Source organism: Xenorhabdus sp. TH1, assembly GCF_037260955.1.
Classification (GTDB): Bacteria; Pseudomonadota; Gammaproteobacteria; order Enterobacterales; family Enterobacteriaceae; genus Xenorhabdus; species Xenorhabdus griffiniae.
Window position 1 is genome coordinate 3403035 of the sequence record NZ_CP147734.1, and the last position, 24808, is coordinate 3427842.

General features: G+C 40.7%; 23 protein-coding genes. 14 read left to right on the plus strand and 9 right to left on the minus strand.

All coding sequences use genetic code 11. From position 1 onward, the window contains the following. Nucleotides 1-180 precede the first annotated feature (180 nt). From WDV74_RS14795 to pyrB, 3 genes are all read left to right on the plus strand, one after another. Complete coding sequence (locus tag WDV74_RS14795; protein WP_338883580.1) at nucleotides 181-609, plus strand: carboxymuconolactone decarboxylase family protein; 429 nt, start codon at nucleotides 181-183, stop codon at nucleotides 607-609. 82 nt (nucleotides 610-691) lie between these two features. Further along, a complete protein-coding gene (locus WDV74_RS14800; protein WP_338885633.1) occupies nucleotides 692-850 on the plus strand; it encodes a hypothetical protein in 159 nt (52 codons plus the stop codon). Between the two features lie 58 nt (nucleotides 851-908). After that, complete coding sequence (pyrB, locus tag WDV74_RS14805; RefSeq protein ID WP_338883582.1) at nucleotides 909-1853, plus strand: aspartate carbamoyltransferase; 945 nt, start codon at nucleotides 909-911, stop codon at nucleotides 1851-1853. A 233-nt stretch (nucleotides 1854-2086) separates the two neighbouring features. Here pyrB and WDV74_RS14810 read toward each other — a convergent pair whose 3' ends face one another. Continuing rightward, on the minus strand, nucleotides 2087-4405 hold the full coding sequence (locus tag WDV74_RS14810) for an FdhF/YdeP family oxidoreductase (protein WP_338883584.1): 2319 nt from the start codon (nucleotides 4403-4405) through the stop codon (nucleotides 2087-2089). A gap of 736 nt (nucleotides 4406-5141) precedes the next feature. Here WDV74_RS14810 and WDV74_RS14815 point away from each other — a divergent pair. The 4 genes from WDV74_RS14815 to WDV74_RS14830 all read left to right on the plus strand — a co-directional run bounded on the left by WDV74_RS14815 (nucleotide 5142) and on the right by WDV74_RS14830 (nucleotide 7723). After that, nucleotides 5142-5795, plus strand: coding sequence for a helix-turn-helix transcriptional regulator (locus tag WDV74_RS14815; protein ID WP_338883585.1), 654 nt, complete (start codon nucleotides 5142-5144; stop codon nucleotides 5793-5795). 10 nt (nucleotides 5796-5805) lie between these two features. Then, nucleotides 5806-6288, plus strand: coding sequence for a hypothetical protein (locus WDV74_RS14820; protein ID WP_338883586.1), 483 nt, complete (start codon nucleotides 5806-5808; stop codon nucleotides 6286-6288). 68 nt (nucleotides 6289-6356) lie between these two features. Beyond that, complete coding sequence (locus WDV74_RS14825) at nucleotides 6357-6983, plus strand: VUT family protein (RefSeq protein WP_228005950.1); 627 nt, start codon at nucleotides 6357-6359, stop codon at nucleotides 6981-6983. Next, entirely contained in the window at nucleotides 6980-7723 is a 744-nt protein-coding gene (locus WDV74_RS14830; protein WP_338883587.1) for a metallophosphoesterase, read from the plus strand. The genes WDV74_RS14825 and WDV74_RS14830 overlap by 4 nt, the downstream gene beginning before the upstream one ends. Nucleotides 7724-8005: 282 nt before the next feature. On the opposite strand, the gene WDV74_RS14835 is transcribed toward WDV74_RS14830, so the two are convergent. After that, nucleotides 8006-9223 (minus strand): DUF819 family protein, encoded by a 1218-nt coding sequence (locus WDV74_RS14835; protein ID WP_338883588.1) that lies wholly within the window; start codon nucleotides 9221-9223, stop codon nucleotides 8006-8008. Nucleotides 9224-9282: 59 nt separating this feature from the next. Next, nucleotides 9283-10038 (minus strand): M15 family metallopeptidase, encoded by a 756-nt coding sequence (locus WDV74_RS14840; protein ID WP_338883589.1) that lies wholly within the window; start codon nucleotides 10036-10038, stop codon nucleotides 9283-9285. Between the two features lie 278 nt (nucleotides 10039-10316). On the opposite strand from WDV74_RS14840, the gene pyrI reads away from it, so the two are divergent. The 4 genes from pyrI to nrdG all read left to right on the plus strand — a co-directional run bounded on the left by pyrI (nucleotide 10317) and on the right by nrdG (nucleotide 13933). Next, on the plus strand, nucleotides 10317-10781 hold the full coding sequence (pyrI, locus tag WDV74_RS14845; RefSeq protein ID WP_338803934.1) for an aspartate carbamoyltransferase regulatory subunit: 465 nt from the start codon (nucleotides 10317-10319) through the stop codon (nucleotides 10779-10781). A gap of 127 nt (nucleotides 10782-10908) precedes the next feature. Continuing rightward, nucleotides 10909-11295, plus strand: a complete 387-nt coding sequence (ridA, locus tag WDV74_RS14850; RefSeq protein ID WP_189760521.1) for a 2-iminobutanoate/2-iminopropanoate deaminase — start codon at nucleotides 10909-10911, stop codon at nucleotides 11293-11295. A gap of 273 nt (nucleotides 11296-11568) precedes the next feature. Then, nucleotides 11569-13467, plus strand: a complete 1899-nt coding sequence (gene nrdD / locus WDV74_RS14855) for an anaerobic ribonucleoside-triphosphate reductase (protein WP_338885626.1) — start codon at nucleotides 11569-11571, stop codon at nucleotides 13465-13467. A gap of 4 nt (nucleotides 13468-13471) precedes the next feature. Further along, nucleotides 13472-13933 carry an anaerobic ribonucleoside-triphosphate reductase-activating protein gene (nrdG, locus tag WDV74_RS14860; RefSeq protein WP_338883590.1) on the plus strand — a complete coding sequence of 154 codons (462 nt, stop codon included), beginning with the start codon at nucleotides 13472-13474 and terminating at the stop codon, nucleotides 13931-13933. On the opposite strand, the gene WDV74_RS14865 is transcribed toward nrdG, so the two are convergent. Together WDV74_RS14865 and WDV74_RS14870 are read right to left on the minus strand one after the other, a co-directional pair. Beyond that, nucleotides 13930-14361 (minus strand): YhbP family protein, encoded by a 432-nt coding sequence (locus WDV74_RS14865; protein WP_338883591.1) that lies wholly within the window; start codon nucleotides 14359-14361, stop codon nucleotides 13930-13932. The genes nrdG and WDV74_RS14865 overlap by 4 nt on opposite strands. A 117-nt stretch (nucleotides 14362-14478) precedes the next feature. Then, a complete protein-coding gene (locus WDV74_RS14870; RefSeq protein ID WP_338883592.1) occupies nucleotides 14479-14730 on the minus strand; it encodes a YdgH/BhsA/McbA-like domain containing protein in 252 nt (83 codons plus the stop codon). 288 nt (nucleotides 14731-15018) lie between these two features. On the opposite strand from WDV74_RS14870, the gene WDV74_RS14875 reads away from it, so the two are divergent. Further along, complete coding sequence (locus WDV74_RS14875; RefSeq protein WP_338885627.1) at nucleotides 15019-15351, plus strand: GIY-YIG nuclease family protein; 333 nt, start codon at nucleotides 15019-15021, stop codon at nucleotides 15349-15351. Here WDV74_RS14875 and WDV74_RS14880 read toward each other — a convergent pair. From WDV74_RS14880 to WDV74_RS14895, 4 genes are all read right to left on the minus strand, one after another. After that, the gene (locus tag WDV74_RS14880) at nucleotides 15332-15841 is read right to left on the minus strand and encodes an N-acetyltransferase (RefSeq protein ID WP_338883593.1); all 510 of its coding nucleotides are present in this window, start codon (nucleotides 15839-15841) and stop codon (nucleotides 15332-15334) included. The genes WDV74_RS14875 and WDV74_RS14880 overlap by 20 nt on opposite strands. Nucleotides 15842-16196: 355 nt before the next feature. After that, complete coding sequence (locus tag WDV74_RS14885; protein WP_338883594.1) at nucleotides 16197-17369, minus strand: ABC transporter permease; 1173 nt, start codon at nucleotides 17367-17369, stop codon at nucleotides 16197-16199. Next, nucleotides 17359-18513, minus strand: coding sequence for an ABC transporter permease (locus tag WDV74_RS14890; protein WP_338883595.1), 1155 nt, complete (start codon nucleotides 18511-18513; stop codon nucleotides 17359-17361). Before WDV74_RS14890 ends, WDV74_RS14885 begins: the two co-directional genes overlap by 11 nt. A 123-nt stretch (nucleotides 18514-18636) precedes the next feature. Continuing rightward, nucleotides 18637-19608 (minus strand): efflux RND transporter periplasmic adaptor subunit, encoded by a 972-nt coding sequence (locus tag WDV74_RS14895; RefSeq protein ID WP_338883596.1) that lies wholly within the window; start codon nucleotides 19606-19608, stop codon nucleotides 18637-18639. 1149 nt (nucleotides 19609-20757) lie between these two features. Here WDV74_RS14895 and WDV74_RS14900 point away from each other — a divergent pair. Both WDV74_RS14900 and WDV74_RS14905 read left to right on the plus strand, forming a co-directional pair. After that, a complete protein-coding gene (locus tag WDV74_RS14900; RefSeq protein WP_338883597.1) occupies nucleotides 20758-23841 on the plus strand; it encodes an inverse autotransporter beta domain-containing protein in 3084 nt (1027 codons plus the stop codon). A gap of 450 nt (nucleotides 23842-24291) precedes the next feature. Further along, nucleotides 24292-24684, plus strand: coding sequence for a hypothetical protein (locus tag WDV74_RS14905; RefSeq protein WP_338883598.1), 393 nt, complete (start codon nucleotides 24292-24294; stop codon nucleotides 24682-24684). The last annotated feature ends 124 nt before the right edge of the window (nucleotides 24685-24808 follow it).

Genomic DNA, 24808 nt, shown 5'->3' on the forward strand with positions numbered 1-24808 from the left:
CTTTAAAAAGCAGTAAAAATAGTGTGCTCGCGCCCTGCGCTTCACGGGGAGAAATCACAGGCATCTTGAAGTTAGATTGGTATATATACATCAAAATAAATTCTGGTAGAAAATAGATTTATATTACCTATGTCTGGTTAGTTCCCTTCAATAAAAAAACAAAATATTTGAGAGATAAAAATGAATTACGCAAAAGTCTCACCCAAGATTATTAACCCGTTATATAAAAGCTATGAAGAAATCCATGCCTCTGAACTGGATCAAAAGCTCGTTCTATTGGTAGAAACACGGGTATCTCAAATTAATGGTTGTGCCTATTGTTGCCATCTTCATGCCGAAGCAATCCGCAAAGATCATGGTATAGCACAAGTAAAATTGGATAAGTTACCTGCATGGTTCAATTCCAATATCTACAGCCCAAAAGAAAAACTGGCATTAGAGTGGTGCGAAGCCTTGACGATAAATCCCAGGCAAAGTACGTTGGATAAGATTAAAGAGCGCCTGAATGCTGTTTTTACAGAAAAAGAGATTGTTGACCTGACAGCAGCGATCTCCTTAATAAATGCCCTTAATAGAATGGCGATCAGTTTAGGTGATCGAAACGAATAATTATATCATTATGCAGGCTATTTAGCCTGAGCATGAATTGAAACAAAAATTTCTTCCGGCAATCCTTGCGATGAATGCTATCGTGAGTATAATGCGCGACGATTTGCTGGGAGAAAACATGAAAGATTGCGCTGTCAAAGCTATTACACAATACCATGCTAACGAAACACTGTCTGCTGGCAGCGTAAACGCATTGTTTTTCCCATTGCTTAACCGAACATTTAAAAAGCCCCTCAATTGAGGGGCTTTTTTTTGCCTGACCAGTCCAAGGCTAGAAGTCATAAAAGAGGAACGTAAACATGGCTAATCCGTTATATCGCAAGCATATCATTTCAATTAATGATCTGAGCCGCGCAGATCTGGAACTGGTATTGCAGACGGCCGCTGCATTAAAAGCCAATCCACAGACTGAGTTACTGAAATACAAAGTGATAGCGAGTTGCTTCTTTGAAGCCTCCACACGTACCCGTCTCTCTTTTGAGACCGCCATTCAACGGCTTGGCGCTTCCGTCGTGGGCTTCGCTGACAGTAGTAATACTTCATTGGGTAAAAAGGGAGAAACGCTGGCCGATACCATTTCCATTATCAGCCAATACGCCGATGCAATCGTTATGCGTCACCCACAGGAAGGTGCTGCACGACTGGCTTCTGAGTTTTCCGGCCATATCCCTGTTATCAACGCCGGCGATGGCGCAAACCAGCATCCGACCCAGACGTTACTCGACCTGTTCACCATCCAAGAAACTCAGGGCAGGCTGGAAAACCTGAAAATTGCGATGGTCGGTGATTTGAAATATGGCCGTACTGTTCATTCACTGACACAAGCACTGGCGAAATTTAACGGCAACCATTTCTGTTTTATCGCGCCAGACGCACTTGCAATGCCAAGCTATATTCTGCATATGCTGGAAGAAAAACAGGTAAGTTACAGCCTCCACAATAACTTTGAAGATGTGCTGCCCGAACTGGATATTCTGTATATGACCCGTGTCCAGAAAGAACGTCTTGACCCTTCAGAATATGCCAACATCAAGGCTCAGTTTGTCCTGCGCGCGGCAGATCTGATGAATGTTAAAGAAAACCTGAAAGTACTACACCCGCTGCCACGTATTGATGAAATTACGGTCGATGTCGATAAAACGCCATATGCTTACTACTTCCAACAAGCAGGAAATGGTATTTTTGCCCGTCAGGCATTATTATCGCTGGTATTGAACGAAGAAGTTGTTATAGAAAATAAATAGCCATTAAATTTTTATTTCTACCTCTTCCATACATTTTATCCAGCTCGGTTTTTAATGAAGAATACATTGTTATCTTCAAAAACCGAGCCTAATTCACACACTGCTATATCAATCACCTTTCAAGAGCGTCTTACTCCCCGTTACGCGGAGAGATATAAACAATCACATTGATTTGCAAGCTACAAATTGAATTTGGCTTGGTATAACTATTAAGTCCGAAGAACAATAATACTTTATAAAAGACGTTGAGGCTCAAATCCATTCTGTTCAGTAAGAGATAATGTCACCGGTACAGATTTTGAAGCTGGCGTGCCTGTACCATCACCAATACTTTCCATTGGAACTAATGGGTTAGTTTCAGGGTAGTAAGCAGCAAGGTTCCCGCGCGGAATGTCATAAGGCACTAGCTTAAAGCCGGAAACTTTACGCTCAATACCGTCATTCCATACTGTTTCGATATCGACCAAATCACCAGCCTGATATCCCGATTGTGCAATATCTTCTGGGTTCATAAACAGCACTTCCCGCTGACCATAAACTCCACGGTAACGATCATCCAACCCATAAATCGTAGTGTTATATTGATCGTGTGAACGCAAAGTTTGCAAAGTGAAAGGAACATCAGTGCCTTCAATTTGTGGGAACAGCGTTTTCGGCAGTGGTGCATGACTGAATTCGGCTTTTTTGCTCGGTGTTGCAAAACGTAACTCGGCCGCCGCATTGCCAAGATAGAAACCACCAGTGTGTTCACATTTTTTATTAAAATCATCAAACCCTGGAATGGTCGCTGCAATATGATCGCGGATTTTATTGTAGTCTCCCGCTAATTCCAGCCAGTTAATGGTTTCGGTATTGCCGACTGTCGCATTAGCAATACCGGCAATAATCGCTGTTTCAGAACGCTGACTATCAAATAATGGCTTATTTACACCCTCTGAGGCATGAACCATGCTGAAAGAGTCTTCTACCGTCACAAACTGTGCACCTGTAGCCTGAATATCTCGCTCGGTACGTCCTAATGTCGGCAGAATCAGTGCGCCTTTTTTACCGGTAATAAGATGGCTCCGGTTTAATTTTGTGCTGATGTGTACCGTCAAATCACAATGCCTAAGCGCTTCTTCTGTTCGCAGACTATCTGGAGCCGCTGCCGCAAGGTTCCCACCCAGCGCGATCAAAACCTTGACTTCATCACGCAACATGGCGCTCAACGCTTCCACAACATGGTGACCATGGGCACGAGGTGGCTCGAAACCAAAACGAGCAGCCATGTTATCCAAAAAAAGTTTGGCCGGTTTCTCATTAATTCCCATCGTCCGGTTACCTTGTACATTACTGTGCCCACGTACTGGACAAAGCCCTGCACCCGATTTACCCAATTGACCAAAAAGTAATTGGAGGTTGACGATTTCGCGCACCGTAGCCAAAGAGTGTTTGTGTTGAGTTATCCCCATTGCCCAGGTACAAATAACGCGCTCGGCATTCTGATAAATGGCAGCCGCTTCACGCAATTGTGCTTCGGTCAATCCCGATTGAGCTTCAATCAATGACCATTCGGTTGCCGCAACGTGTTGCAAATAAGCATCCACTCCGCTGGTGTAAGTTGCGATGAATGCCAGATCAAAAATACCTGATTTGCCTTCAGTCAGCAGGGCGTTATGGGTTTCTAACAGTGCTTTGACTATCCCTCGCACGGCAGCCATATCGCCACCCAATTTGGGCTGATAGTAACGGTGGCTAATTTCCCCAGCCAATGGAGTCATCACTTCGAGCGGTTTTTGTGGATCAGCGAAACGTTCCAATCCGCGCTCACGCAAGGTATTAAAAGTGACGATGCGTGCTCCACGCTCAGCAGCATGTCGCAAGCTGTGCAGCATTCGTGGATGATTTGTTCCGGGGTTTTGACCAAATATAAAGATGGCATCGGCATGATCAAAATCTTGCAGCCGGATGGTGCCTTTCCCAACACCTAAGCTCGCCAACATACCGGAACCGCTGGCTTCATGGCACAAATTAGAGCAATCAGGGAAGTTGTTGGTTCCCACTACACGGCCAAACAACTGGTACAACCATGAAGCCTCATTACTGGCTCGCCCCGAAGTGTATAGTTCGAGCTGATTGGGGTGATCCATCGCTTTAATGTGGTTGGCAATCAGGGCAAAAGCATCATCCCAACTGATCGGCTCATAATGATCCGTCTGCGGGTTATAGCTCATCGGTTCAATCACCCTTCCCTGGTATTCAAGAAAATAATCACTTTGTTGATAAAGTTGACTAACACTATGGGTTGCGAAGAATTTTCGATCAACATACCGACGAGTTGCTTCCCAAGTGACTGCTTTGGCACCGTTTTCGCAAAAACTAAACAGGCTTTTGTTGTCATCTCCCCATGCGCATCCGGGGCAATCAAAGCCCTTGGGTTTATTCATGCGCATCAGGTTAACCATATTTTTCAGTGCTTGTTTACTATCAAAGACAAAACGGGTTGTTGCCTCCAGTGAACCCCAACCACCAGCTGCCGCATGGTAAGGTTTTATTTTTGACTTGAATTTCATAAAAATCTCTATTTTTTATGTCGTGACCAACACGATCAGGTCACATATTTACAGGTGAACCAATAACGTCGATTTCATTCATTGGTGGCTTACCACCAATGTGATCATACTCCTATCTGCCCATTGTGATAATTATTTCCGTGGTTATATCACGAAAAAACCGAACTATTATGACAATACGCATCTGTTTACAGATAACTTCACCCGCTAATTCGATAAAACGCTGCGGGTTATTTTTGAAGGCTTCGGCTTAGCGCCTAAACCTAGCAGGATGTCGATTATTGTCTGGCGGGTCAGATGGGTCTGATAAGTTACGACACGGTGACACAGAATCATCGTTATCAGTATATGTGGCAATGGCTTAAATATGTTGGGGTGCTTATGGAATAATTTTAATTATAGTAACAACTAAAAATGAAAACCATGAGTGTATCGCTGTCATGAAAATTTATTTAATATTTATCAATATGTTATTTAATTATCCAGATAAAAATCCTCCCTAAAAAGCGTTTTGGCATAAGCTGCTCGTTATGTCTTACAAAACGACAAACACAACGAGCAGGAACACAAACTTCACGATGCAGATATGGCCCCTTTCTTTTATATCCTTTCCCTGTAACCTACACAGACTATAGAAATTTCCCTGATGCTAGCCCATTGAATTAATAATACTTAATAGATAAAATATTATTATCAATATGAACGTTAGACAATATATTATCAAAGAGATGATATAATGCAAGATTCAAACAAGATAAAAACAACTGAAGCCGATGCCTTGTTATCCAACATCGCACAAAACATTGATTTTTTAATGAAAAAAAACAATGTAGACTCCCAAACCCTAAGCCACTTGACAGGTTTAGGGATTGCGACAGTCAACAGCCTTAGGCGAGGTGTTGGTAACCCAACTATTGCGACTATTTCATCCATTGCGGATGTATTTGGTGTAAACATTGGTGAAATTACAGACAACAAATTATCTGAACCAACAGAAAATGAAGAAATTATTTCATCAATACCCCTGGTTCGTTATGATGAATTAGATGGCTATGTATTGGGTAAAATAGTCAACACAAATTTATATAAATTGAGTATTCAAGATGAGCATAAAGGAACCCTCTTCGCAGTAGAATTTTCAAATAACCTCCTGTCCCCATATTTTGATAGTAAAACTATTGCAATAGTTTCTAAAACTGAAAGCTTTTGTGACAGTGACGTAGTACTCGTAAAAATCCAAGATGCTCCAGTTTGTTTTAGACAAGTTTTTGTCGGTGAAAGCGGTATTTACTTTTCAATATTAGGGATTGAAAATGAACGCAAAACAGTTTTAACTAAGAACTATACAATAATTGGAGTAGTGATTAAATCAATTAAAAAATTAAAATAGGAAATAAATAATGGTGAAAATAATTGATTTTTTCAAAAGAACATTTAAGCCCCGTTATATATACAGCTTGCAGAAATTTGAACCGGTAAAAGAAAATGGATTTTACATATTGAAAGAGTCAGGTACACATACATGTATAAAAGCAACAGCAGAAGATATTTTTGAAAGTGATTTATTATATAATATAAATCCTGCTGATATAATATTTATAACAAAATTTGAAGAGTATGATATGAGAGAAAAACAAAAGTTTGAAGTAGTTGAAGAAAGAAGAGATTTGTCATTCACAATACAAAATGCCTATTCTATTAGAAAAATAAATGGCAAAGAATTGCTTGCAGACCAGAACATTATTGAAAAGTTAGATCCAACAATCCTCGTTAGAATCGCTTATATGTCAGGATTAAAAGATGGAAGAAAAATTTCTGATGAAATATCAAAAACAGAAAAAATAAAGGCCGCCAAGTTCACAAAATTAAAGGTAATAAAGTGACTAACTCTTATCCTACCCACTCAAAATTCAAATATGACTCCCTATTCATTGCCTTATCCGTCACAATAATGGTAACTTGTGATGTACTTGTCTATAAAACTCTGGATTTTAATGGTTTTAAAATAACATTTAGCGGAATATTATTCTCTTTTTATTTTCTGATATCCACCATTCAAACGGAAGTTTATGGATACAGACAAGGGGTAAAAACTGTCTGGATAATCGTCCTATGTCAATCAATCTTTGTAATGATTATCTTTGTCGCATCACATACACAACCACAAAACAATCCAATATCAATGAACTTTCAGTCATTATTTGGAGAGTTTTGGCGTGTTATGATCGGTACATGGATCTCTGTACCCATTTCTTATTTTATAAACGGGTTCGTCATATCTAATTTAAAAAAAGTTTTTCTTGGCCGCTTCTTTTTTATAAGATATATCATTGCTTCAATGGTTACCCAAGCCTCCCTTCTACTATCAGCATATCCTATAAGCCTCTCGTCAAAATATAGTTTCAATGAATTAATCACAATAATTTTGACAACATGGTCTTATAAAGTGATCATGTCTATAATTCTTCTTCCGATAGGAATAATCTTAGCTGATAAAATCAAAAAATTAGAGTCAACTGATATATACGATTGGAACATATCATACAATCCATTTATTTTCAGAGGTAATAAAAAATGAAAGTTATTCACTTAACAGACATACATTTGACCCAAAACAGAGAGCAAAAAATATTTGATGTAGATCCTTATGAAAATTTTGATTTTGTGTGTGAAGAAATATGCAGAATAAAAAACATTACTGAAATAGAGTTAATTGTCATATCCGGTGATATTACACATAATGGTGATGTCGATGCATACCGATATTTTTTGAAAAAGATGGAAGCATTAATGACTCCCTATATAGCTATACTTGGCAATCATGATCTCAAAAGTAACTTTAATATCGCTGTCAAAGAAGAAAAAAACTCATTCATTATCCATTCCCGCGAATATAAAAATAAATCCTGGAATATTATTTCCATCGATACTGTTGTTGAAGGCGAGGTTTTTGGCTTTATATCCAAAGATAATCTGGCAGAATTAGAAAGAAAAATGATTAAAAACAGCGAGTGTAATACTGCCATATTCATGCATCACCATGCTATCCCAGTTGGTACTCCAATTGTAGATAGCTATATATTGAATAATAGCAAAGAATTACTGGATCTTTGCGAAAAATATAAGATTAAATTTATCGGCAGTGGACATGCACATACTCCACGTATTTGGCATTACAATAGAATGACGACATGTGTTGCTCCTGCGGTTGTATCCCAATGGCTACCAGGCATAGATACTGTCAAGATATCAAGGGGCTTTGGTTTCAATATCATTGATTTTTCATCTGATTTATCTATAACTTCATGTATTTATTAATGCCTATTTCCTTTATTTTCCAATATGGCAAAATCAGCCGCCCCTAATGACGCTTTATTCCATGGATGGATAACTTAACTATAAGCACACCGGCCAGCGTCGTCACGATATCGCTGAACGTTTTTGACGTTGACTTGAGTCTCACCCGCTTGGGGACTATCGCTTATGATAGTGATTGGAAAAATATGCATCGCCATTTTTGTCAGTAAAAAACAGCTATAAAACCAAGACAATCGAAGCGTTTAAATCCATACATATCCCAAAGGACAGCATTATTCCATATCACAAATTACCCACCACAAAATAAACAAATGTTCCTATATAATTACCAATGACATAGCCGACAGTACCAATTACCATAATCGGGCCAACCAGATTAATCCAACCACGGCTAATTGCCATTGCGGCTGCGGTAGTGGGTCCGCCGATATTGGCATTACACGCTAAAATATTCTCCTCCAGGCTGAAATTAAATATTTTTCCTACGGCAAAAGTCAGTACCAGGTTGAGCATAGTAATCACCAAGACGAAAGCAAATAGCAGAGGCGCATGGTTAATAATAAATTGGATGGATGCAGGTATGCCAATCACGACAAAAAACATATAAATGGCATAAGTACCTAATTCCTGAGTACCATTCAATTTACTGAATGTTTCTTTGAATATTGTGACGATAATAAAAGTGACAGTAGTCAGAAGCAGGTATTTATCGGAAATTAGGCTGAAAACCAGCTCTTGGTAAACGTTATTTGGCTGACCAAGCAAAGTTTTTAGCCATGATGAAAGCTGAAATGATAGTGCGACAATAAAAACTGACCATGCTAGAGATAAGGCAATATCTTTTAGAGCGATATTTTTTGGTTTCCAATAAGTCGCTGCCAAAGGTTGGGATTTATCTAAATTGGTTGTATTTTCAACCAGGTCGGTATATGGGCTGCCCCAAAATGTTCTCGCCACCGTCCAACCAGATAAGAGCATCAGGATAATAAAATAGGCAGCCATCATAAAATGATCAGCAACGATGGTAGAAGCCACCATGTCTTGGGAAGTTTCCAGCTTGGCAGCCATTGCCGCAAAGTTCACCCCACCTCCCGTATAAGAGGCAGATATCATGCCACTGATTTTATCTAACTCTGGTATGTAATCCCTGAAAAGCCAGAAGGAGACGATTGTACCAACCATGGTAGCAACGGAAGAAATCAGGAAAAGTATCAGTAATCGACCACTTTCTTTAAGGATGCTATGCAGGTTGGTTTTAAATAATAATAAAGGAATTGCCAGTGGCAGGATATATCCCCAAACAGCATCGTAAACGGGTGCTTCGGTAGGAATAATATTTAAATTGGAGGCAGAGACAGCAATAATCAATGCAATGACTGCTCCCGGTATTTTAGATGCCCATTTAAAACGCTGTTCTGCTACTATGGCGGCAGCAACAGTAATCATAATAAAAGCCCATAGCATTAATGAATTGTCAGCTGTAATGAGTGTATTTTTCATTATTTTTTCCGATATTTTTTTAAATAAAAAAGAAGATATTTACACACTGACTTATCAATTTATTTCTTCAAATAATATGAAGTCTCATCTATTGCTCCATAAATAGCTGTCCGATGATTATAAAAGGCCCACATGGAGTTACCGTAATCATAATGCCACCATTCAGTCGGTAAATTGGTGAACCCGACTTGCGTCATAACACGATAGAGTAATCGACGATATAAAGTGGCAGTCATGTTTTTTTCGGGTGCTTTTTCTAACGCGGCGGTGTAGGAAAGCTCATTCACTTCATCAAACTCCGTTCCCAAAAAAAGTGCATGACCAGATTCCATATCAAAGAGTGTGACATCCACTGCCCCCCCTGTCAGATGTGGGCTGATTTGGTTTTTTCCTACGGGTACTGGAGCTACAAATTGCTGCAATAATCTCTGCTGTTCTTCAGCCGATAATTCTGTATATTGCTCTGCGATCTTTGCTTGTGTTATCTCTTGCAAGGCTTGCTGAGTTTTCCGTGAACGCCAGCCATCCAATACCAAAATCCCTAAATGAGCAGGAAGTAATTGTGATGCGATCCTTAATTTTTCGGCCACGCTTTTTCTTACCATACAATATTCAATGGAACCTTGTATTCCCGCCAAATAATAAACAGATTTTTGTTTTAACTTATTTGAGTTGGTGATGATTTCTAACGATTCATGGCACTCATCAATAGGAATTTCATTAATTATTTTCCAATCAAATCCCCTTTCTGCCGAGATTTTTTCCGCAGCATTCTTTCCTAAGTTTATATTTCCAGAAGAAGCAGATAGTAACATATTCGGCCTTATACTGTAGTATTGGTATGGATCGCATTTAAATAACAATATATTTACAGATTAGCAACAGAAGTGCTATCCATCAAACTTTATTTATTTTCTATATGTTGAATTAAATCGTCTTTCATACCTATCCAACTTCAAGTTGTCGCTTGCAAATCAATGTGATTGTTTATATCTCCAAAAGGTAATCAGATGAAATGCCAAATTTTCTATGACAAAATAAGCCGTTCCTAATATCTGGAGGAGGAATACCGAAACGGTATTCATGACACAACATGACCCAAGACCATCAACTGCAAGTAGAAGCCATTAAATGTGGCACGGTTATCGATCATATCCCCGCCCATATCGGCTTTAAGTTATTGTCATTGTTCAAACTCACCGAAACAGATCAGCGCATTACCATTGGCTTGAATCTGCCTTCCAACCATTTAGGTAAAAAGGATCTGATCAAGATTGAAAACACCTTTCTGACAGCGCAACAGGCAAACCAGCTCGCCATGTACGCCCCCAATGCCACAATCAATAATATTGAAAATTACGTTGTGGTCAAAAAGATGCAAATCAACTTGCCAGACCGAATCGACAGTATCCTTGTCTGCCCAAACAGCAATTGCATCAGCCATAATGAACCAGTTAACAGCAGCTTCTATGTGATGTCAGAAAAAGACGATGTGGTGTTACGCTGTAAGTACTGTGAGAAAGAGTTTGATCGCCAGGCTGTTATCAATAACGATTAACCGCCGAACCCGCTAGCAGTTCAAGCAATCTGTAAGAATGTCCTGTATCAATTGATGTGGGACAGAGGATCACTATAATGGCGATCCAGAAAATTTTTCCATCTTAGACATCAAACAGGAGTTTCTAATGTCACGTTCTATCCATACCGAAAATGCTCCAGCAGCCATCGGCCCTTATGTTCAGGGCGTTGATCTGGGCAGCATGGTTATCACTTCCGGCCAGATCCCTGTTGATCCAAAAACCGGTGCTATCCCTGAAGAAGTCACTGCTCAAGCCCGCCAATCTTTGGAAAACGTTAAAGCGATTATTGAACAATCTGGCTTAAAAGTGGCTGATATCGTAAAAACCACGGTGTTTGTTAAAGATCTGAATGACTTTGCTGCCGTGAACGCAACTTACGAAGCGTTCTTCGCTGAACACAATGCGCCATTCCCTGCCCGTTCATGTGTTGAAGTTGCCCGTCTGCCAAAAGACGTGAAAATCGAAATCGAAGCTATCGCTGTTCGTCGCTAATTTGCCGTTTTTCCAGCCCTGATCACTTCGGTATCAGGGTTGATATTCACATCTGGTTTTCCTCTTTTTCTTTGTCTTAGATCAACTTCTTTAGTTGTATATTGACGCATAAAATCTACATATTGTGCTTTAATATAATAAACACACTATATATAGTATTTATACACAAAATTATCCACATAAAAACAGAAAGCGAGACGTCCTCTCATTTTTGCTGTGGATAACATATTGAGGTGCCATATTGTGAAAATGGTTGTGACGCAACAGGGTGACATGAGTAAGGGCAATGCCTGTGAACAGGCATCCCATACATGGCATGATCGGTTAGATCAAGAAATTCGGGGCCTGATCGAGCAAAGCAATTTCTCTCTTCTCAATGAAAATGCCAATAAAGATAGTAAGGTCATTCCAACCCAGCGTGACTTATTGGCAGGAATTGTCGCCCGACAATATGCGAAGCAGCATATGCTGCCACATGATGTGGTGCAAGCACATGATAGAGGAGAAATTCACTATCATGATCTGGATTACGCCCCATTTTTTCCTATGTTCAACTGTATGCTGATCGATTTACAGGGCATGTTGACTAACGGTTTTAAAATGGGCAATGCGGAAATTGAACCACCCAAATCCATTTCTACCGCCACTGCGGTCACTGCCCAAATTATCGCGCAAGTTGCCAGCCACATTTATGGCGGTACAACCATTAATCGCATTGATGAAATCCTCGCTCCTTTTGTGAAAGCCAGTTATGACAAGCATCTGGCGATTGCCAAAGAGTGGAATATTGCCGATCAAGTTGCCTATGCAGAAGCACGCACAGAAAAAGAATGTTATGACGCTTTCCAGTCCCTGGAATATGAAGTCAATACACTGCATACCGCCAATGGACAAACGCCGTTTGTTACTTTCGGCTTCGGCTTGGGAACAACCAAAGAAGCCCGTTTGATCCAAATCTCAATTTTGCGCAACCGCATTGCAGGTTTGGGAAAAAACCGCAAGACCGCCGTTTTCCCCAAACTGGTTTTTGCCATTCGTGATGGGTTGAATCATCGGTTTGGTGATCCCCACTATGACATTAAATTGCTAGCCCTGGAATGTGCCAGTAAACGCATGTATCCCGATATTCTCAATTATGATCAAGTGATTAAGGTAACGGGATCATTTAAAACCCCAATGGGTTGCCGCAGTTTTCTCAGCGTTTATGAGGAAAACGGTCAGCAACTTCATGAAGGGCGTAATAATTTGGGCGTCATCAGCCTGAATCTTCCTCGCATTGCGCTCGAAGCCAAGGGTAATGAAGCTGATTTTTGGCAAATTTTAGATCAACGCTTGTTACTCGCGAAAAAAGCACTGATGACCCGAATTGCTCGCCTCGAAAAAACCAAGGCTCGCGTTGCCCCGATCCTCTATATGGAAGGGGCTTGTGGTGTACGTCTGAAAGCGGATGACAATATTGCCGATATTTTCAAGCAAGGTCGTGCTTCTATCTCGTTGGGCTATATCGGTATTCATGAAACGATAAATGCGTTATATGGCAATCACATTCATCTGTTTGATGATGAACAGCGCCAGCAGAAAGCCATTGCGATTGTTAAACACTTACGTAAGGCCGTCGATCTATGGAAGCAGCAGACGGGTTATGGGTTTAGTTTGTACAGTACACCCAGCGAGAATTTATGTGACCGCTTTTGCCGTTTGGATACCGCTGAGTTTGGCGTAATCCAAGGTGTCACCGATAAGGGCTATTACACCAACAGCTTCCATCTGGATGTAGAAAAGAAGGTTAATCCCTACGATAAACTGGACTTTGAAGCACCCTATCCGCCATTGGCAAACGGTGGTTTTATTTGCTATGGCGAGTATCCCAACCTGCAACATAATTTGAAAGCATTAGAAGATGTCTGGGATTACAGTTATTCACGTGTGCCTTACTATGGCACCAATACACCCATTGATGAATGTTACCAATGCGGCTTTACCGGAGAATTTTCCTGTACCAGTAAAGGATTCACCTGCCCCCAATGTGGAAACCATGATCCAGCCCAGGTTTCAGTTATTCGCCGTGTTTGTGGTTACCTTGGCAGCCCGGATGCTCGCCCATTCAATGCAGGTAAACAGGAAGAAGTGAAACGCCGTGTGAAACATTTCACCAATGGACAGATAGGTTAATAGCATGAATTATCATCAATATTATCCAGTTGATGTGGTGAATGGTCCTGGAACCCGCTGTACGCTGTTCGTGTCAGGTTGTTTGCATCAATGCCGTGGCTGCTACAATCAAAGTACATGGCGAGTCGATTCAGGTCAGCCTTTTACGCAAGCAACCGAAGATCAGATCATCGCCGACCTAAAAGATCACCGGATTAAACGACAAGGCCTGTCACTATCTGGCGGTGATCCGCTGCATCCTCACCATGTTCGCCGCATACTGCAACTGGTTAAACGTGTACGGGAAGAATGCCCAGATAAGGATATCTGGCTATGGACAGGTTATGTCCTCAATGAATTAAGCGAAATTCAGCAAGACGTGATCAGTTACGTTCATGCGGTTGTGGATGGGAAGTTTGAACAAGCGCTGTATGATCCTACATTAATTTGGCGAGGCAGCCATAATCAGGTCATCCACTATTTTTAACGCTGCCAATGCAATTTTTTGCCAAACCCGAGGGTGTTATTCACCATTTTGATTTCATTGATATTGAGCTGCCAGATTGGGGATTTGGCCGTCAACGCGATAGGAAAACGGCGGCAATAACGCGCTCTGGCGATGGTTTCTGCTTCACCAGCCAATGAAATCACTTCACCCCGAAATTGAACACCTTTGATTTGGGCGATATTGCGGGTTTGGCCGGCAACAGTGCCTGCAACGATAGGATTATTTTGCATCATCTGACCGTGGCGAGTATCGGATCCCGTCATAAACCAAAATGCCATGCTAGCAGCATCAAAGACATAAAAGCAGCTTGCACACCATAAATCCTGAGCTGAAGAAGTGCAAAGAGTGAATACATGTTGTCTGGCAAGATACTGACTAATTATTAAATTTTCTTTATTTAAATCCATATATTTTCATACCATTATTTTATTCAAGCCATAACAGAACACGACAGGCGCCTTATCCAGTTACGTGTTCTGAATTTGACTTAATAAACCCTAAGACTTATATAAGATCACGATAAATTATTTATAAATTTCGGCAACTCCGGTCAGTTGATTCTGACCATTTGCAGACACAACACGGAAATAACTTGCACCAGCTTCATCAGCTTTTTTGGATAACTCTTCAGTCAAACTATCTAGTGTCGCTGCACCACTCACTGAAACAACCCCAATTTTTTCACCTTTAGCAACTTGAACTTCAGTGGCAGCAAAAGAACCGAAAGAAACCGCACTTAATGCAAAAATAGCGACAATATTTTTTACATTTTTCATGTTTTGTTCCTCTACTCATTTTTAACGTAAGGATTAGTTCCTTGTAAATGTGAGCATGTTATACGCTTGTTCAAAATATTATAATTAGCAATTGTTGCTATATTTTTTCAATTTTTTTGAACAAAAAATACTAACATTGGTTAACAAATAGAATATATTTTAATAAATTCATTTGGTTATATTTAGAAATCATCAAAAATCTGGCTTATAATTACACTTATCACTGAAATGTGAATTAATTCCACACATAAATTAACTTATTAAAATAATTAAAAATAAATAATGAATATTAACGTATCTAATTGGTCTATCTATCTGATCAGAACACGGGATGGCAGTCTGTATACCGGAATAACGACCAATATATCTCGTCGATTTAGGCAACATGCAGCCGGAAAAGGTGCAAAGTACCTAAGAGGGCGGGATCCCTTAATGTTGGTCTATCAAAGTCAGATAGGGGATAAAGGGGTGGCATTGAAAGTGGAATATCACGTGAAAAAACTGAGTAAGCAGCAAAAAGAAAGGCTAGTTATTGACCAGCCTATCTGCATAATAACTTATTTAACCAAAATCGGTTTATCTGAGAAATTTTTCACTCAGGTTATGCCCACAGATGATTAAAATGGGCAGGGTAAGTAACCAGACCGTGACAGTCTTCCTGAACAATATCAGCCAGGGGATAGATCAAAAAGTAACTCTCGCAATCAGGCCATTGGCAATGAACTTGATATTGATGGGCAAGTTTAAATCCAAAACGAGAGTAGTACTCAGGCTCCCCCAGCACAACAACCGCTCCATAGCCAAACTCGTTCAGACTATCCAGTCCCTCATAAACCAATTGTTCACCAAGCCCATGACTACGATATTGTTCCGCCACCGCCAATGGTGCCAAACCTACCCATTGATGATCTTCACCATTGATATCAACAGGCGCGAAACCGGCATAACCAATCACATGGCCTTCATCGTCGGTCGCAACAATACCTAATGTCAATAAACCATCTTCTCTTAGTTGATGAATTAACTCAGCTTCTGCCGATGTTTCAAAAGATTGACGCAGCAAACGATCAATCCCCACAGCATCGACAGGAATTTCGACCCTGATTAACATGACGATAACACGCGATCGTTCTGATCAGCGCCCTCTTTCTGTCCCGCTTTGATCAATCCAGCCAAACGCAATAGACCAAAGCGAAGGATGGATGGCATAGATCCCGCTCTCATGGAATCCATCTGATTTTTCACATGTAGTCCCAATTTGGTATTCCCTTCAACCCACAAACGATGCAGAAAAACAATGTATCAGGAGATTAAAGAGAAAAAGCGTTGCTTACAATGGGAAATTCGATGATAAATTCCTTATTAAAAAACGTCTACAGAACGGATCGCAACAGCCCTGCCAACATGTAATATTTGAATGATCAAATATCCCTGTTTGCTTCTTTATGGCTGTGATTTTATGAGTATTATGATGAAAAAAATTGCTTAATGCGCTGGATGATACAGCTAAATTCTTTATTACGCAGCATACCAACTAAAATACCCAACACCATGTACATCACGCCAAGCAACAGCATCATACCGATATCTTTGTACACATTGTGCAATGGTAATTCCATCTGGTTAACCCCTGCTATCGCTTTTGTTGCCCATGTCGATGGCAGAGCCGATGAAATGACTCTGACCCAATCAGGCATCGCCTGAAGCGGCCAAATTGTGCCTGAAATATAGAAGATTGGCGTGGTAATAAAAGCCAACGTTAAATAAATCATTTCCACGCTACGCAAGCATTCTGTCACCAATTTTCCCAATCCCAATACCGCCAACAGGAACGGGAATGTCAGTAAAAGTACGAGGTAAATCGGTGCATCTTGCCGATATCCCAATATCCACGGCCACAGAATAAAAAAGATCACCGACAGAAATAGCCAGATAGGGATCAAAGCGGACAATGTTCCTAAATAGACGGGCAGCGGTGGATTACCTTTAGGGGTTTCCCGTAGGGTAATACTGACGCGAACACAAGCAACTAACAAGGAGTGTTGCAACAGCATGACCAATAAACCAGGAAATATGATTGCAGCATAGCTGACTCCGGGATTAAATAACCCAATAGTTTCACTCCGAATCGGTTGTAGCAAGGTTTTCACCTGCTCAATGCTGAAACCCGATTGTAAAAGTAATTTACCATTGTATTCTGCCAAAAGTTGTTGATAAGCCAACGCTAAATCGTGTTGAATCTGCCCATTGGCAAGACGATTTGTCGCATCACCATAAACCGGCACAGTAACATTCTGTCCACTCAGTAAACGTTTTTCAAAGTCCACCGGCACAATGATAATGGCAAAGATGGTTCGCTGTAACATGTCACGACGGGCATTATCAAGATTATTGTAGATTTGGGGAGCCACTTTTGCCATGGAGTCAATATGACGGATCAGTGTGCGGCTCGCATAGCTGTGATCATTATCGATCACTGCGATTGGTAAGTCCCACACAGAAGGACGAATGTAAACCAGGCTCATGACACATAATGAAACCATCAATAGCAACCACATGGGTTTTTCCAGCATCCCCAAAAATACATCGCGCAGTGTTTGCCAATACAACGTCCAATTTGTTTGCCCATTATTTGCCATTAACGGTTTCCTCTGATTGATTAAGTCGCTTCCACAAGCGATTGCGAATCAAAAGGCCACAAACCACAGGATAGATCATCAATATCAGGCAAACAGACACAATAACTTGTAGTGATACTTCCCGCAGGAAGATGTCAAACATAGCCTGCAAAGCATAGGTTAATGGCTCAAGAGCAGAGATAACTCTTGCGGGCCATACCATAGAAAGTACGGGGACGAGCATACCAGAAAATGTCATCGCAATACTGACCAACATCCCAATCAAGGTGTAGGCCGTTATGACACTGTTGGTGAAGGAAAACAGCAATAGGCCAATGCTTTGCGCGGCAATCACATAAAAAAATCCTACGATAGGCATGTACACTGGATTACCCGCGACTTTTGCTCCCGAAGAAATAACCAGTATTGTAATTTCTACCATCAATAGCAGTGTAAACATCAAGGTATAAGGCGCCAGTTTTCCCAACAATGCCCCGACGAAATCTTTGGCTTCCAAGAGCTGGCTTCCCCTGGCCATGATGTAAATGGTGCATGTGACGACAAAAAGTTGTAATAAATGAATGGTTGCCGCAAATTGCTGGTAATAAATATAACTGCCGCTGGCGTTAAACAAGCTGTCATAGGACATGGTTGCTTTCGCTAATGGCGGTAACTGCCGGCCGATTTCGGAGGCAATAATTGCGCGATATTTTGCATTCGTTTCTGCTACCAATCCGCTGAAATCCTGAGTCGAGTAGCGACCTGCACCATAAAACAAAGCATTGTAATACATACTCACCATCGGCCGTTTTCCACTTAACGCATCTTTTTCAAAATCTTCTGGAATATAAAGTAGGGAGTAATCCTGCGCTCTGCGCAAACGTTCTATAGATTCTGGCAAGCTATTGTCATAAGACTTGATATTTGCATGAGGGGCGGCATTCAGGTTACGGATAAAGGTGCGTGACAGCACACTGTGGTCATTATCCACGACCGAAACAGGCAGATTAAACAGTGTTCCTTCTGAAAAATTAGCACTAATTAAGATAAACAGTAGCAAAGGGAACAACCATCCTAACCAGTGAAAAACCGGGCTGTGTAACGCAATACTAAATTCTCGCGTAAATTCCTGTTCAAAACTGCTCCACGCAGCTTTTCTCTTCATCTGGCGCCCTTATTTATACGCATTAAACTTCAAGTTGCAATTTACAACAGGATATGAAACCTGATTTCTCCCCGCGAAGCGGGAAGAAATCACACGCATATTGAAGTTAGATTGGTATATACCTTACTTATTCCAAAGCCATAAGGCACTCATACCCGGACGTAAGCCATCAACGGGTTGCAATGGATATAGCCGAACCTCAAACGTTCTCAGGTCAAAATCTCCCGTCGCTCGAGTTGCACGTTTCGTCGCATAATCCCCCATCGGGGCGATATAACGAATTTCAGCTTCTATCTCTTTATTACCCAGTGCAGGTACACGTAATTTAATTTTGTCTCCCTTGCGAACGTGCGCCAAAATATCTTCACGCAGGTTATAGACAAAATAAGCCTGTGAAATACGTACCAATGTCGCCAACGGGCTATTAGCATTAAAAAGTTGCCCAACTTCTGCTGGCAATGGCCCAATTTCACCCTCAACAGGCGCTTTGACTTGCAGATCATCACGCTGTATTTTCAGTTCACGCAGTTTTTCTTCCGCTTCATCCAATGCTGCCTGGAACTGCTGTCTCAACTCTATGCGGTCACCATTTTTTCCTGCATCCAGATCAGCTTTAGCACCCAGCATTTTTTGATAGGCAATATCCCGTGCGTTGCGCGCATTATCTAGATCACTGGCAGATATATAGCCGTTGGTTGACATATTTTTGAGACGATTAAATTCACGCTGTGCATTGATGTATCCTGATTGAGCCTGGGCAAGAATAGCTTCTAAATTTCGAATGTTCTCCTCACGAGTCCCATGCAGGGATAATTCAAGTTTTGCTTTAGCTTGATCACGTACAGCTTGCGCTGCGGCAACTTTAGCCGCCAGTTCAGGGCTATCAAGACTCACCATCAGTTGCCCGACTTTGACACTTTCTCCTCGTTCAACATGAACTTTAATGACTCGCCCCATGGCTTTGGACGCAATAATCACTTCCGGCGCATCAACCTCTCCTTGCAACAAGAGTTCCTGGCTGTGGGAACGGAAAAGCACTGCCATTGCGATTAGAAAAATAATCAGTAAGATTGTGAAAAGTGTTCTTTTCTTCATTATGTTCTGCAAGCCCTAAGCGTACTGTCAGGTCAAATTCTTAATACCATCAAGATCCTAATTCAATACCAGTTACCGTATCAGTAAAAGTTGAGTAGAGGTTTTAATCCAGCCTAAACACTCTCCACTGCCTAAATCTTAGCATCTCTGGGAAAAATGCCCTTGTCAGTTATAAATCTTTCCATAAGCCAATTAATTTCAATAAAAAAAGGTCATATCGCTATAAACCCTTATAATAATAGTATGATATTTTTTAACAAACACAAAACATTTAGCACATATACGCATTAAACTTCAAGTTGCAGTTTACAACACGATATGAAACCTGATTTCTCCCCGCAAAGCGGGAAGAAATCACACGCATCTTAAAGTTAGATTGGTATCATCATATAAAACTGAATAGTAATCATAAAAATAATTAGTTAAATAAATTTAATATTAATTAATTTGATAACCAGAATGAATCAGTCTCTATAATCCTTTTTCATCCAGGATAACTATTGATAATAAAAAAATGGAATAAAAGAACTGTGAAAAATAGGAATTAATTATGCAATAAAATTGCATATTATAATTACTGCTATAAATTCTCATATATTAATAAAGTAAAAAATAACTGTTATTTTGCCGTTTCAAACACTCTCAAAAAAGATTCATTTTAATAATGAACTATTAAGTTGATCCTATGAAAAAATAAATAGCGATCCATCATGTTCCCTTATGCTTAATTCTTCCTTTATTCTAAATCTGAAAAAGCATCAATATAATGCAAAACAAAATGATAACTATTTATTTTTACTTAATTATTTAAATAAAACAGAGTTTTAATATCAACCTAATTCAGAATGTATCGATAACGAAAGTTATATTGATCAAAAAATGATTTTATGCTGGAATAAAAAACCACACAAAAACAAAATAGCAGATCAATAATCTGATTGTTAACCAATAAGTAAAATTTTTTAACTATTTTGTAATATCCAAAATCAGGTAATGCCTTGTTGTCATCCCTTTATTGTGCACTGATATGGCATTTTTATCCTGATTAAACGATTTATGGCAGGCAGTAAACAGAAAATAATATCCTGAAATGGATAGGTTTACTGTTGGCTATCGCATGGTATTTTTTATTGTTACAGGTCTATAGATATGAACAAAAAATCTGATCAGCCGCAGTTGTTACATAAACAGCAAAGTGTGGTGCAACGTGTAGCATGGGTGAACATTATGGCTCAACTCGCGTTCCCAATTGCTGGCGCATTCACCCCCGTGATCGTTGCGGCCAAAACACCCTCAACTTTTCAAAATGAAAAATGGGTTTTACCAACAGAGAGTTATGTCCTGAAATCAGGGGAAACAGTCAAGAGCATCGCCAAACGTTATGGTTTAACTGTCTCCGATTTAAAAAAAATCAATCAATTGCGTACCTTTGAGAAGCCTTTTACCACACTCGGAGTGGGTAGTGAGATTGATGTTCCAAAACCTCGTAACAATAAATTTCTGCCTTTTAATTATTCCTCATTAAAAATATCTTCATCAAAACAGCCTTTATTAAAACAATCTTCATTAAAGCCCTCTTCATTAGACAAAACCGCTACAGAAGATAAGACGTCTATTACAGACAACACAGCCAAAGATTCTAACCACCTGGCTGAGATTTCCTCTCGCATTGGCCAGTTGCTGGCCAGTGGTGACATTAAAAATAATGCCGCAAGTCAATTAAGCAGTCTGGCAGTGGGAGAAGCCAATCAGAAAATTCAAAATTGGCTGGGGCGCTACGGCACAACGCGTGTACAACTCAATATGGATAATCATGGCCATTTGAGTGACAGCCAATTTGATATGTTATTGCCGTTGTATGATACCTATCGTCAGATGTTTTTTACCCAGTTCGGCCTACGTCATATTGATAAACGCAATACCGCCAATATTGGCTTTGGACAACGCCATTTTTTCGATGACTGGATGCTGGGCTACAATGCTTTCTTTGACCACGATATCACCGGCGATAATAGCCGACTCGGCCTTGGCGCAGAATACGCCCGCAATTACCTGAAATTGGCGGCTAACGGCTATATTCGCTTAAGTAATTGGAAAGAATCCCGCCTTTTAACTGATTATGATGAACGCCCTGCCAATGGCTTCGACCTGAGAGTGCAAGGTTATTTGCCTTCGTTACCACAATTCGGTGGCAAGTTGATGTATGAGCAATACTTCGGGGATGAGGTCGGTCTTATCAGTAAAGATCACCGTAAGAAAGATCCTGCTGCCTTCACTTTCGGGGTTAATTATACACCTATCCCATTGTTGACTTTCGGTATTGACCGCAAACAAGATATGTCTGGTGATGGGGAAACCCAGTTCAATATCGAACTGAATTATGAAATTGGTACACCGTGGGTCAAACAGATTGATCCAGATGCCGTAATGTTTAGGCGTTCTCTGCAAGGTAGCCGCTATGATTTAGTCGACCGCAACAACCAGATCGTTTTGGAATACCGCAAACGAGAAGTGATTTCTCTGGCAATAGATAACCTGATTATAGGCTATGCAAGAGATACCAAACCTCTCCATATCAGTGTCAACAGCAAATATGGGTTTAAAGATATTGAGTGGGATGCAGCAGACTTTTTTGCCAATGGCGGTAAGATCCAACATCAAGGTGGAACCCACTATCTGTTGACCTTGCCAAAATATCAAACCCAGGACAACAATACCTACGCGGTGGGAGCCATTGCTTACGATGAGCACGGTAATGCCTCCAAACGAGCCGAAATGAAAGTGCAAGTGCTTCCTGCGGCAATTAATGCGAATAAATCCACCTTCTCAGCAAAAGACAAAGAGCTGTTGGCTGATGATCATTCCACCACCCTTCTGACATTAACCCTGAAAGATAAGGATGACAAACCTATCGTTGGCGTTGCCTCAGACATCAAATTGGTTTCAACTGGGTTAAGTGGAAGTGGCAGCGATCCGAAGATCGATCACATGAAAGAAGTCCAGCCGGGTGTCTATGAATCCCAGCTCACCGCTGGCAAAAAGATTGGGGTATTGAAAATCACCCCGGAAGTGGAGGGTATTACCATCAAGCCTGTCGAAATCACGTTCGTACATCCTGATGCCCCCATCGTCAAAAACTTAACCATCGTTGGCAAGTTAGAAATGGGCCAGAAATTAAGGGCAACCTATACCTTTAATCCTAATCACGGTGATCTAACGGATAAATCGATCTATGTATGGGGCAATAAGGGCGATATTGACCTGACTAAAGGCCATACAGTAACAGAATCGGGCAAAATCCCTGACTATACATTAACACTGTCAGATGCCGGTAAGGTGAAAGAGATTGCCGTCCAGGCAAAAAATGCGATGAATCTGATCGGTAATACACAGCGGGTTGATACCAGCATGAGTGCCGATCAAGGGAACCACACTCATGATGGCGGAAAAGGCGGCACTGTCAGAGGGCTAGCCGATGACATGGTGATCACGGTCAGTGCTGATAAGGTTAAAAAACAAGAACCGATCATACTGACAATCAAAACGCTAAATCACGAACAGCCAGCCAGAAATGTAGCCGTCAGAGTTAACGCCATTAAAGCACTGAATCGCCAGAATACCAGTCAGAAAATCACAGCTTTACTGAGCGGTAAATCAGGTGTATACCAGGGGTTCACAGATTCTCAAGGTGTCTTGTCTATTGCCGTCGCCGATCCGAACGGATCTGGCGTGAAGACGACGTTGTCTATCTCGGCAGACGGTACTGCTGCCCCACAAACTAAAGATGTTATTTTCACGGTAGTGACTAGCCCAGACGTTCCCGTAGCTAATTTTTGGGGGCATATGCCTGATACCGTAGTGGCTGAAAATGGCGTTGTTTTTAAGCGCCCTCGGTTGCAAGCAGAGCTAACGGCTAATCATTTATATGCAAATAACACTTATTCCGAAAGTAATGAAACATGGCCGCGACGTCGCGAAGGAGGAGCCACATGGTATTGTGAGAAAACGCATAGCAAGTTACCAACAAAAGATGATTTGATGGCTCTGTACCGTGCCCATCCAAACAATGAAATGCACGATCTACTGGGTTGGCCCGAACATCGATCCTACCGTTCTGCCACAGTAGGAAAAGACGAAAAAGGAAGAAATGAACATTACGCCGTGAATATAGACGAAGGATTTGAACATGTTATCAATGATAAAATCTATGATTACGTCATCTGTGAAGAATAATGTTACTTGTCAGTTAGTTGCATTGCTTGGTTAAAGCATCCGCCCCAAAGGGGCGGATAATTCTTTCCCATTCCTATCAATACATTACCCTGTTAACGCCTCTTTACGGTGTTAAATTCCACCTTTGATAATAACGTCTTAAATTCTTATCGTTTATTAATCACAAAATGCAAAGATAATTAGGAGACGGAATTGCCAATCTGCTCTCTGCCCAAAAAAGTGGGTTGCCCCTGCGGACACTAGAAACCCACACTTCACCAGCATGACTCAATTATGGGAAAGTATTTTTGGCCAAAATAGGTATTCATAATAGTCAGTTAGAAATAATGAGTGTATCCAGTGAATCGCCGCTATTTGAAATCGCTTAAAGAAGAATTGGGGTTAAATTGCTCACCGCTTAAGGCATAATAATTTCTTAACCCTACAAAAAATAAACATAAGGAAATGCGCTTGGCAGATTTTTATCTCAAAATTAAAACCAACCGAATGATCCTGAAGAACCTCAAAAATCAGCTAGAACTGGAGATTGTGGGACATTTCAGTACCCCACGTTTGCTGATCGGTGACTTTTATAACGCGATGTTTCAATTAAATACTCTGCTCAATCAACATGGCTTCCTGCAAGGAATTAAGCAGCTTTTTGAGTGTAAACACCGCGTACTGATTCATCCACTAGATCAAAGTGAAGGAGGATTGTGTCCTGTGGAAGAGCGAATTTTGCAGGAAGTGGCACACGTTGGTTTCAAAGGTAAGTTAAGAAAAAGCGTTATTCATCAAGGTGAGCGCTTACTTTCAGATGCAGAGGCTAACGCTGAATTAAGCAAACGTATTGCCAAGAAATAATATTTAATAAAATCAAAAAAATAAATAGAAAAAGCCCTTTCTCTGTTAAGAGAAAGGGCTTTATTTAATTGACCATTGCGATATTTTTAGCGCAACGATGAATCAAGCCATTCAATGAATGATT

What these genes read in the sequence shown, in the direction of transcription:
- pyrB (WP_338883582.1), top strand. Translation starts at nt 909, where the DNA reads ATGGCTAATCCGTTATATCGCAAGCATATCATTTCAATTAATGATCTG.
- WDV74_RS14840 (WP_338883589.1), bottom strand. Translation starts at nt 10,038, where the DNA reads ATGTTACTATCTGCTTCTTCTGGAAATATAAACTTAGGAAAGAATGCT.
- WDV74_RS14885 (WP_338883594.1), bottom strand. Translation starts at nt 17,369, where the DNA reads ATGGCAAATAATGGGCAAACAAATTGGACGTTGTATTGGCAAACACTG.
- WDV74_RS14810 (WP_338883584.1), bottom strand. Translation starts at nt 4,405, where the DNA reads ATGAAATTCAAGTCAAAAATAAAACCTTACCATGCGGCAGCTGGTGGT.
- WDV74_RS14820 (WP_338883586.1), top strand. Translation starts at nt 5,806, where the DNA reads ATGGTGAAAATAATTGATTTTTTCAAAAGAACATTTAAGCCCCGTTAT.
- WDV74_RS14900 (WP_338883597.1), top strand. Translation starts at nt 20,758, where the DNA reads ATGAACAAAAAATCTGATCAGCCGCAGTTGTTACATAAACAGCAAAGT.
- WDV74_RS14825 (WP_228005950.1), top strand. Translation starts at nt 6,357, where the DNA reads ATGGTAACTTGTGATGTACTTGTCTATAAAACTCTGGATTTTAATGGT.
- ridA (WP_189760521.1), top strand. Translation starts at nt 10,909, where the DNA reads ATGTCACGTTCTATCCATACCGAAAATGCTCCAGCAGCCATCGGCCCT.
- nrdD (WP_338885626.1), top strand. Translation starts at nt 11,569, where the DNA reads ATGAGTAAGGGCAATGCCTGTGAACAGGCATCCCATACATGGCATGAT.
- WDV74_RS14795 (WP_338883580.1), top strand. Translation starts at nt 181, where the DNA reads ATGAATTACGCAAAAGTCTCACCCAAGATTATTAACCCGTTATATAAA.
- WDV74_RS14830 (WP_338883587.1), top strand. Translation starts at nt 6,980, where the DNA reads ATGAAAGTTATTCACTTAACAGACATACATTTGACCCAAAACAGAGAG.
- WDV74_RS14865 (WP_338883591.1), bottom strand. Translation starts at nt 14,361, where the DNA reads ATGGATTTAAATAAAGAAAATTTAATAATTAGTCAGTATCTTGCCAGA.
- pyrI (WP_338803934.1), top strand. Translation starts at nt 10,317, where the DNA reads ATGACCCAAGACCATCAACTGCAAGTAGAAGCCATTAAATGTGGCACG.
- WDV74_RS14880 (WP_338883593.1), bottom strand. Translation starts at nt 15,841, where the DNA reads ATGTTAATCAGGGTCGAAATTCCTGTCGATGCTGTGGGGATTGATCGT.
- WDV74_RS14895 (WP_338883596.1), bottom strand. Translation starts at nt 19,608, where the DNA reads ATGAAGAAAAGAACACTTTTCACAATCTTACTGATTATTTTTCTAATC.
- WDV74_RS14890 (WP_338883595.1), bottom strand. Translation starts at nt 18,513, where the DNA reads ATGAAGAGAAAAGCTGCGTGGAGCAGTTTTGAACAGGAATTTACGCGA.
- WDV74_RS14870 (WP_338883592.1), bottom strand. Translation starts at nt 14,730, where the DNA reads ATGAAAAATGTAAAAAATATTGTCGCTATTTTTGCATTAAGTGCGGTT.
- WDV74_RS14835 (WP_338883588.1), bottom strand. Translation starts at nt 9,223, where the DNA reads ATGAAAAATACACTCATTACAGCTGACAATTCATTAATGCTATGGGCT.
- WDV74_RS14815 (WP_338883585.1), top strand. Translation starts at nt 5,142, where the DNA reads ATGCAAGATTCAAACAAGATAAAAACAACTGAAGCCGATGCCTTGTTA.
- nrdG (WP_338883590.1), top strand. Translation starts at nt 13,472, where the DNA reads ATGAATTATCATCAATATTATCCAGTTGATGTGGTGAATGGTCCTGGA.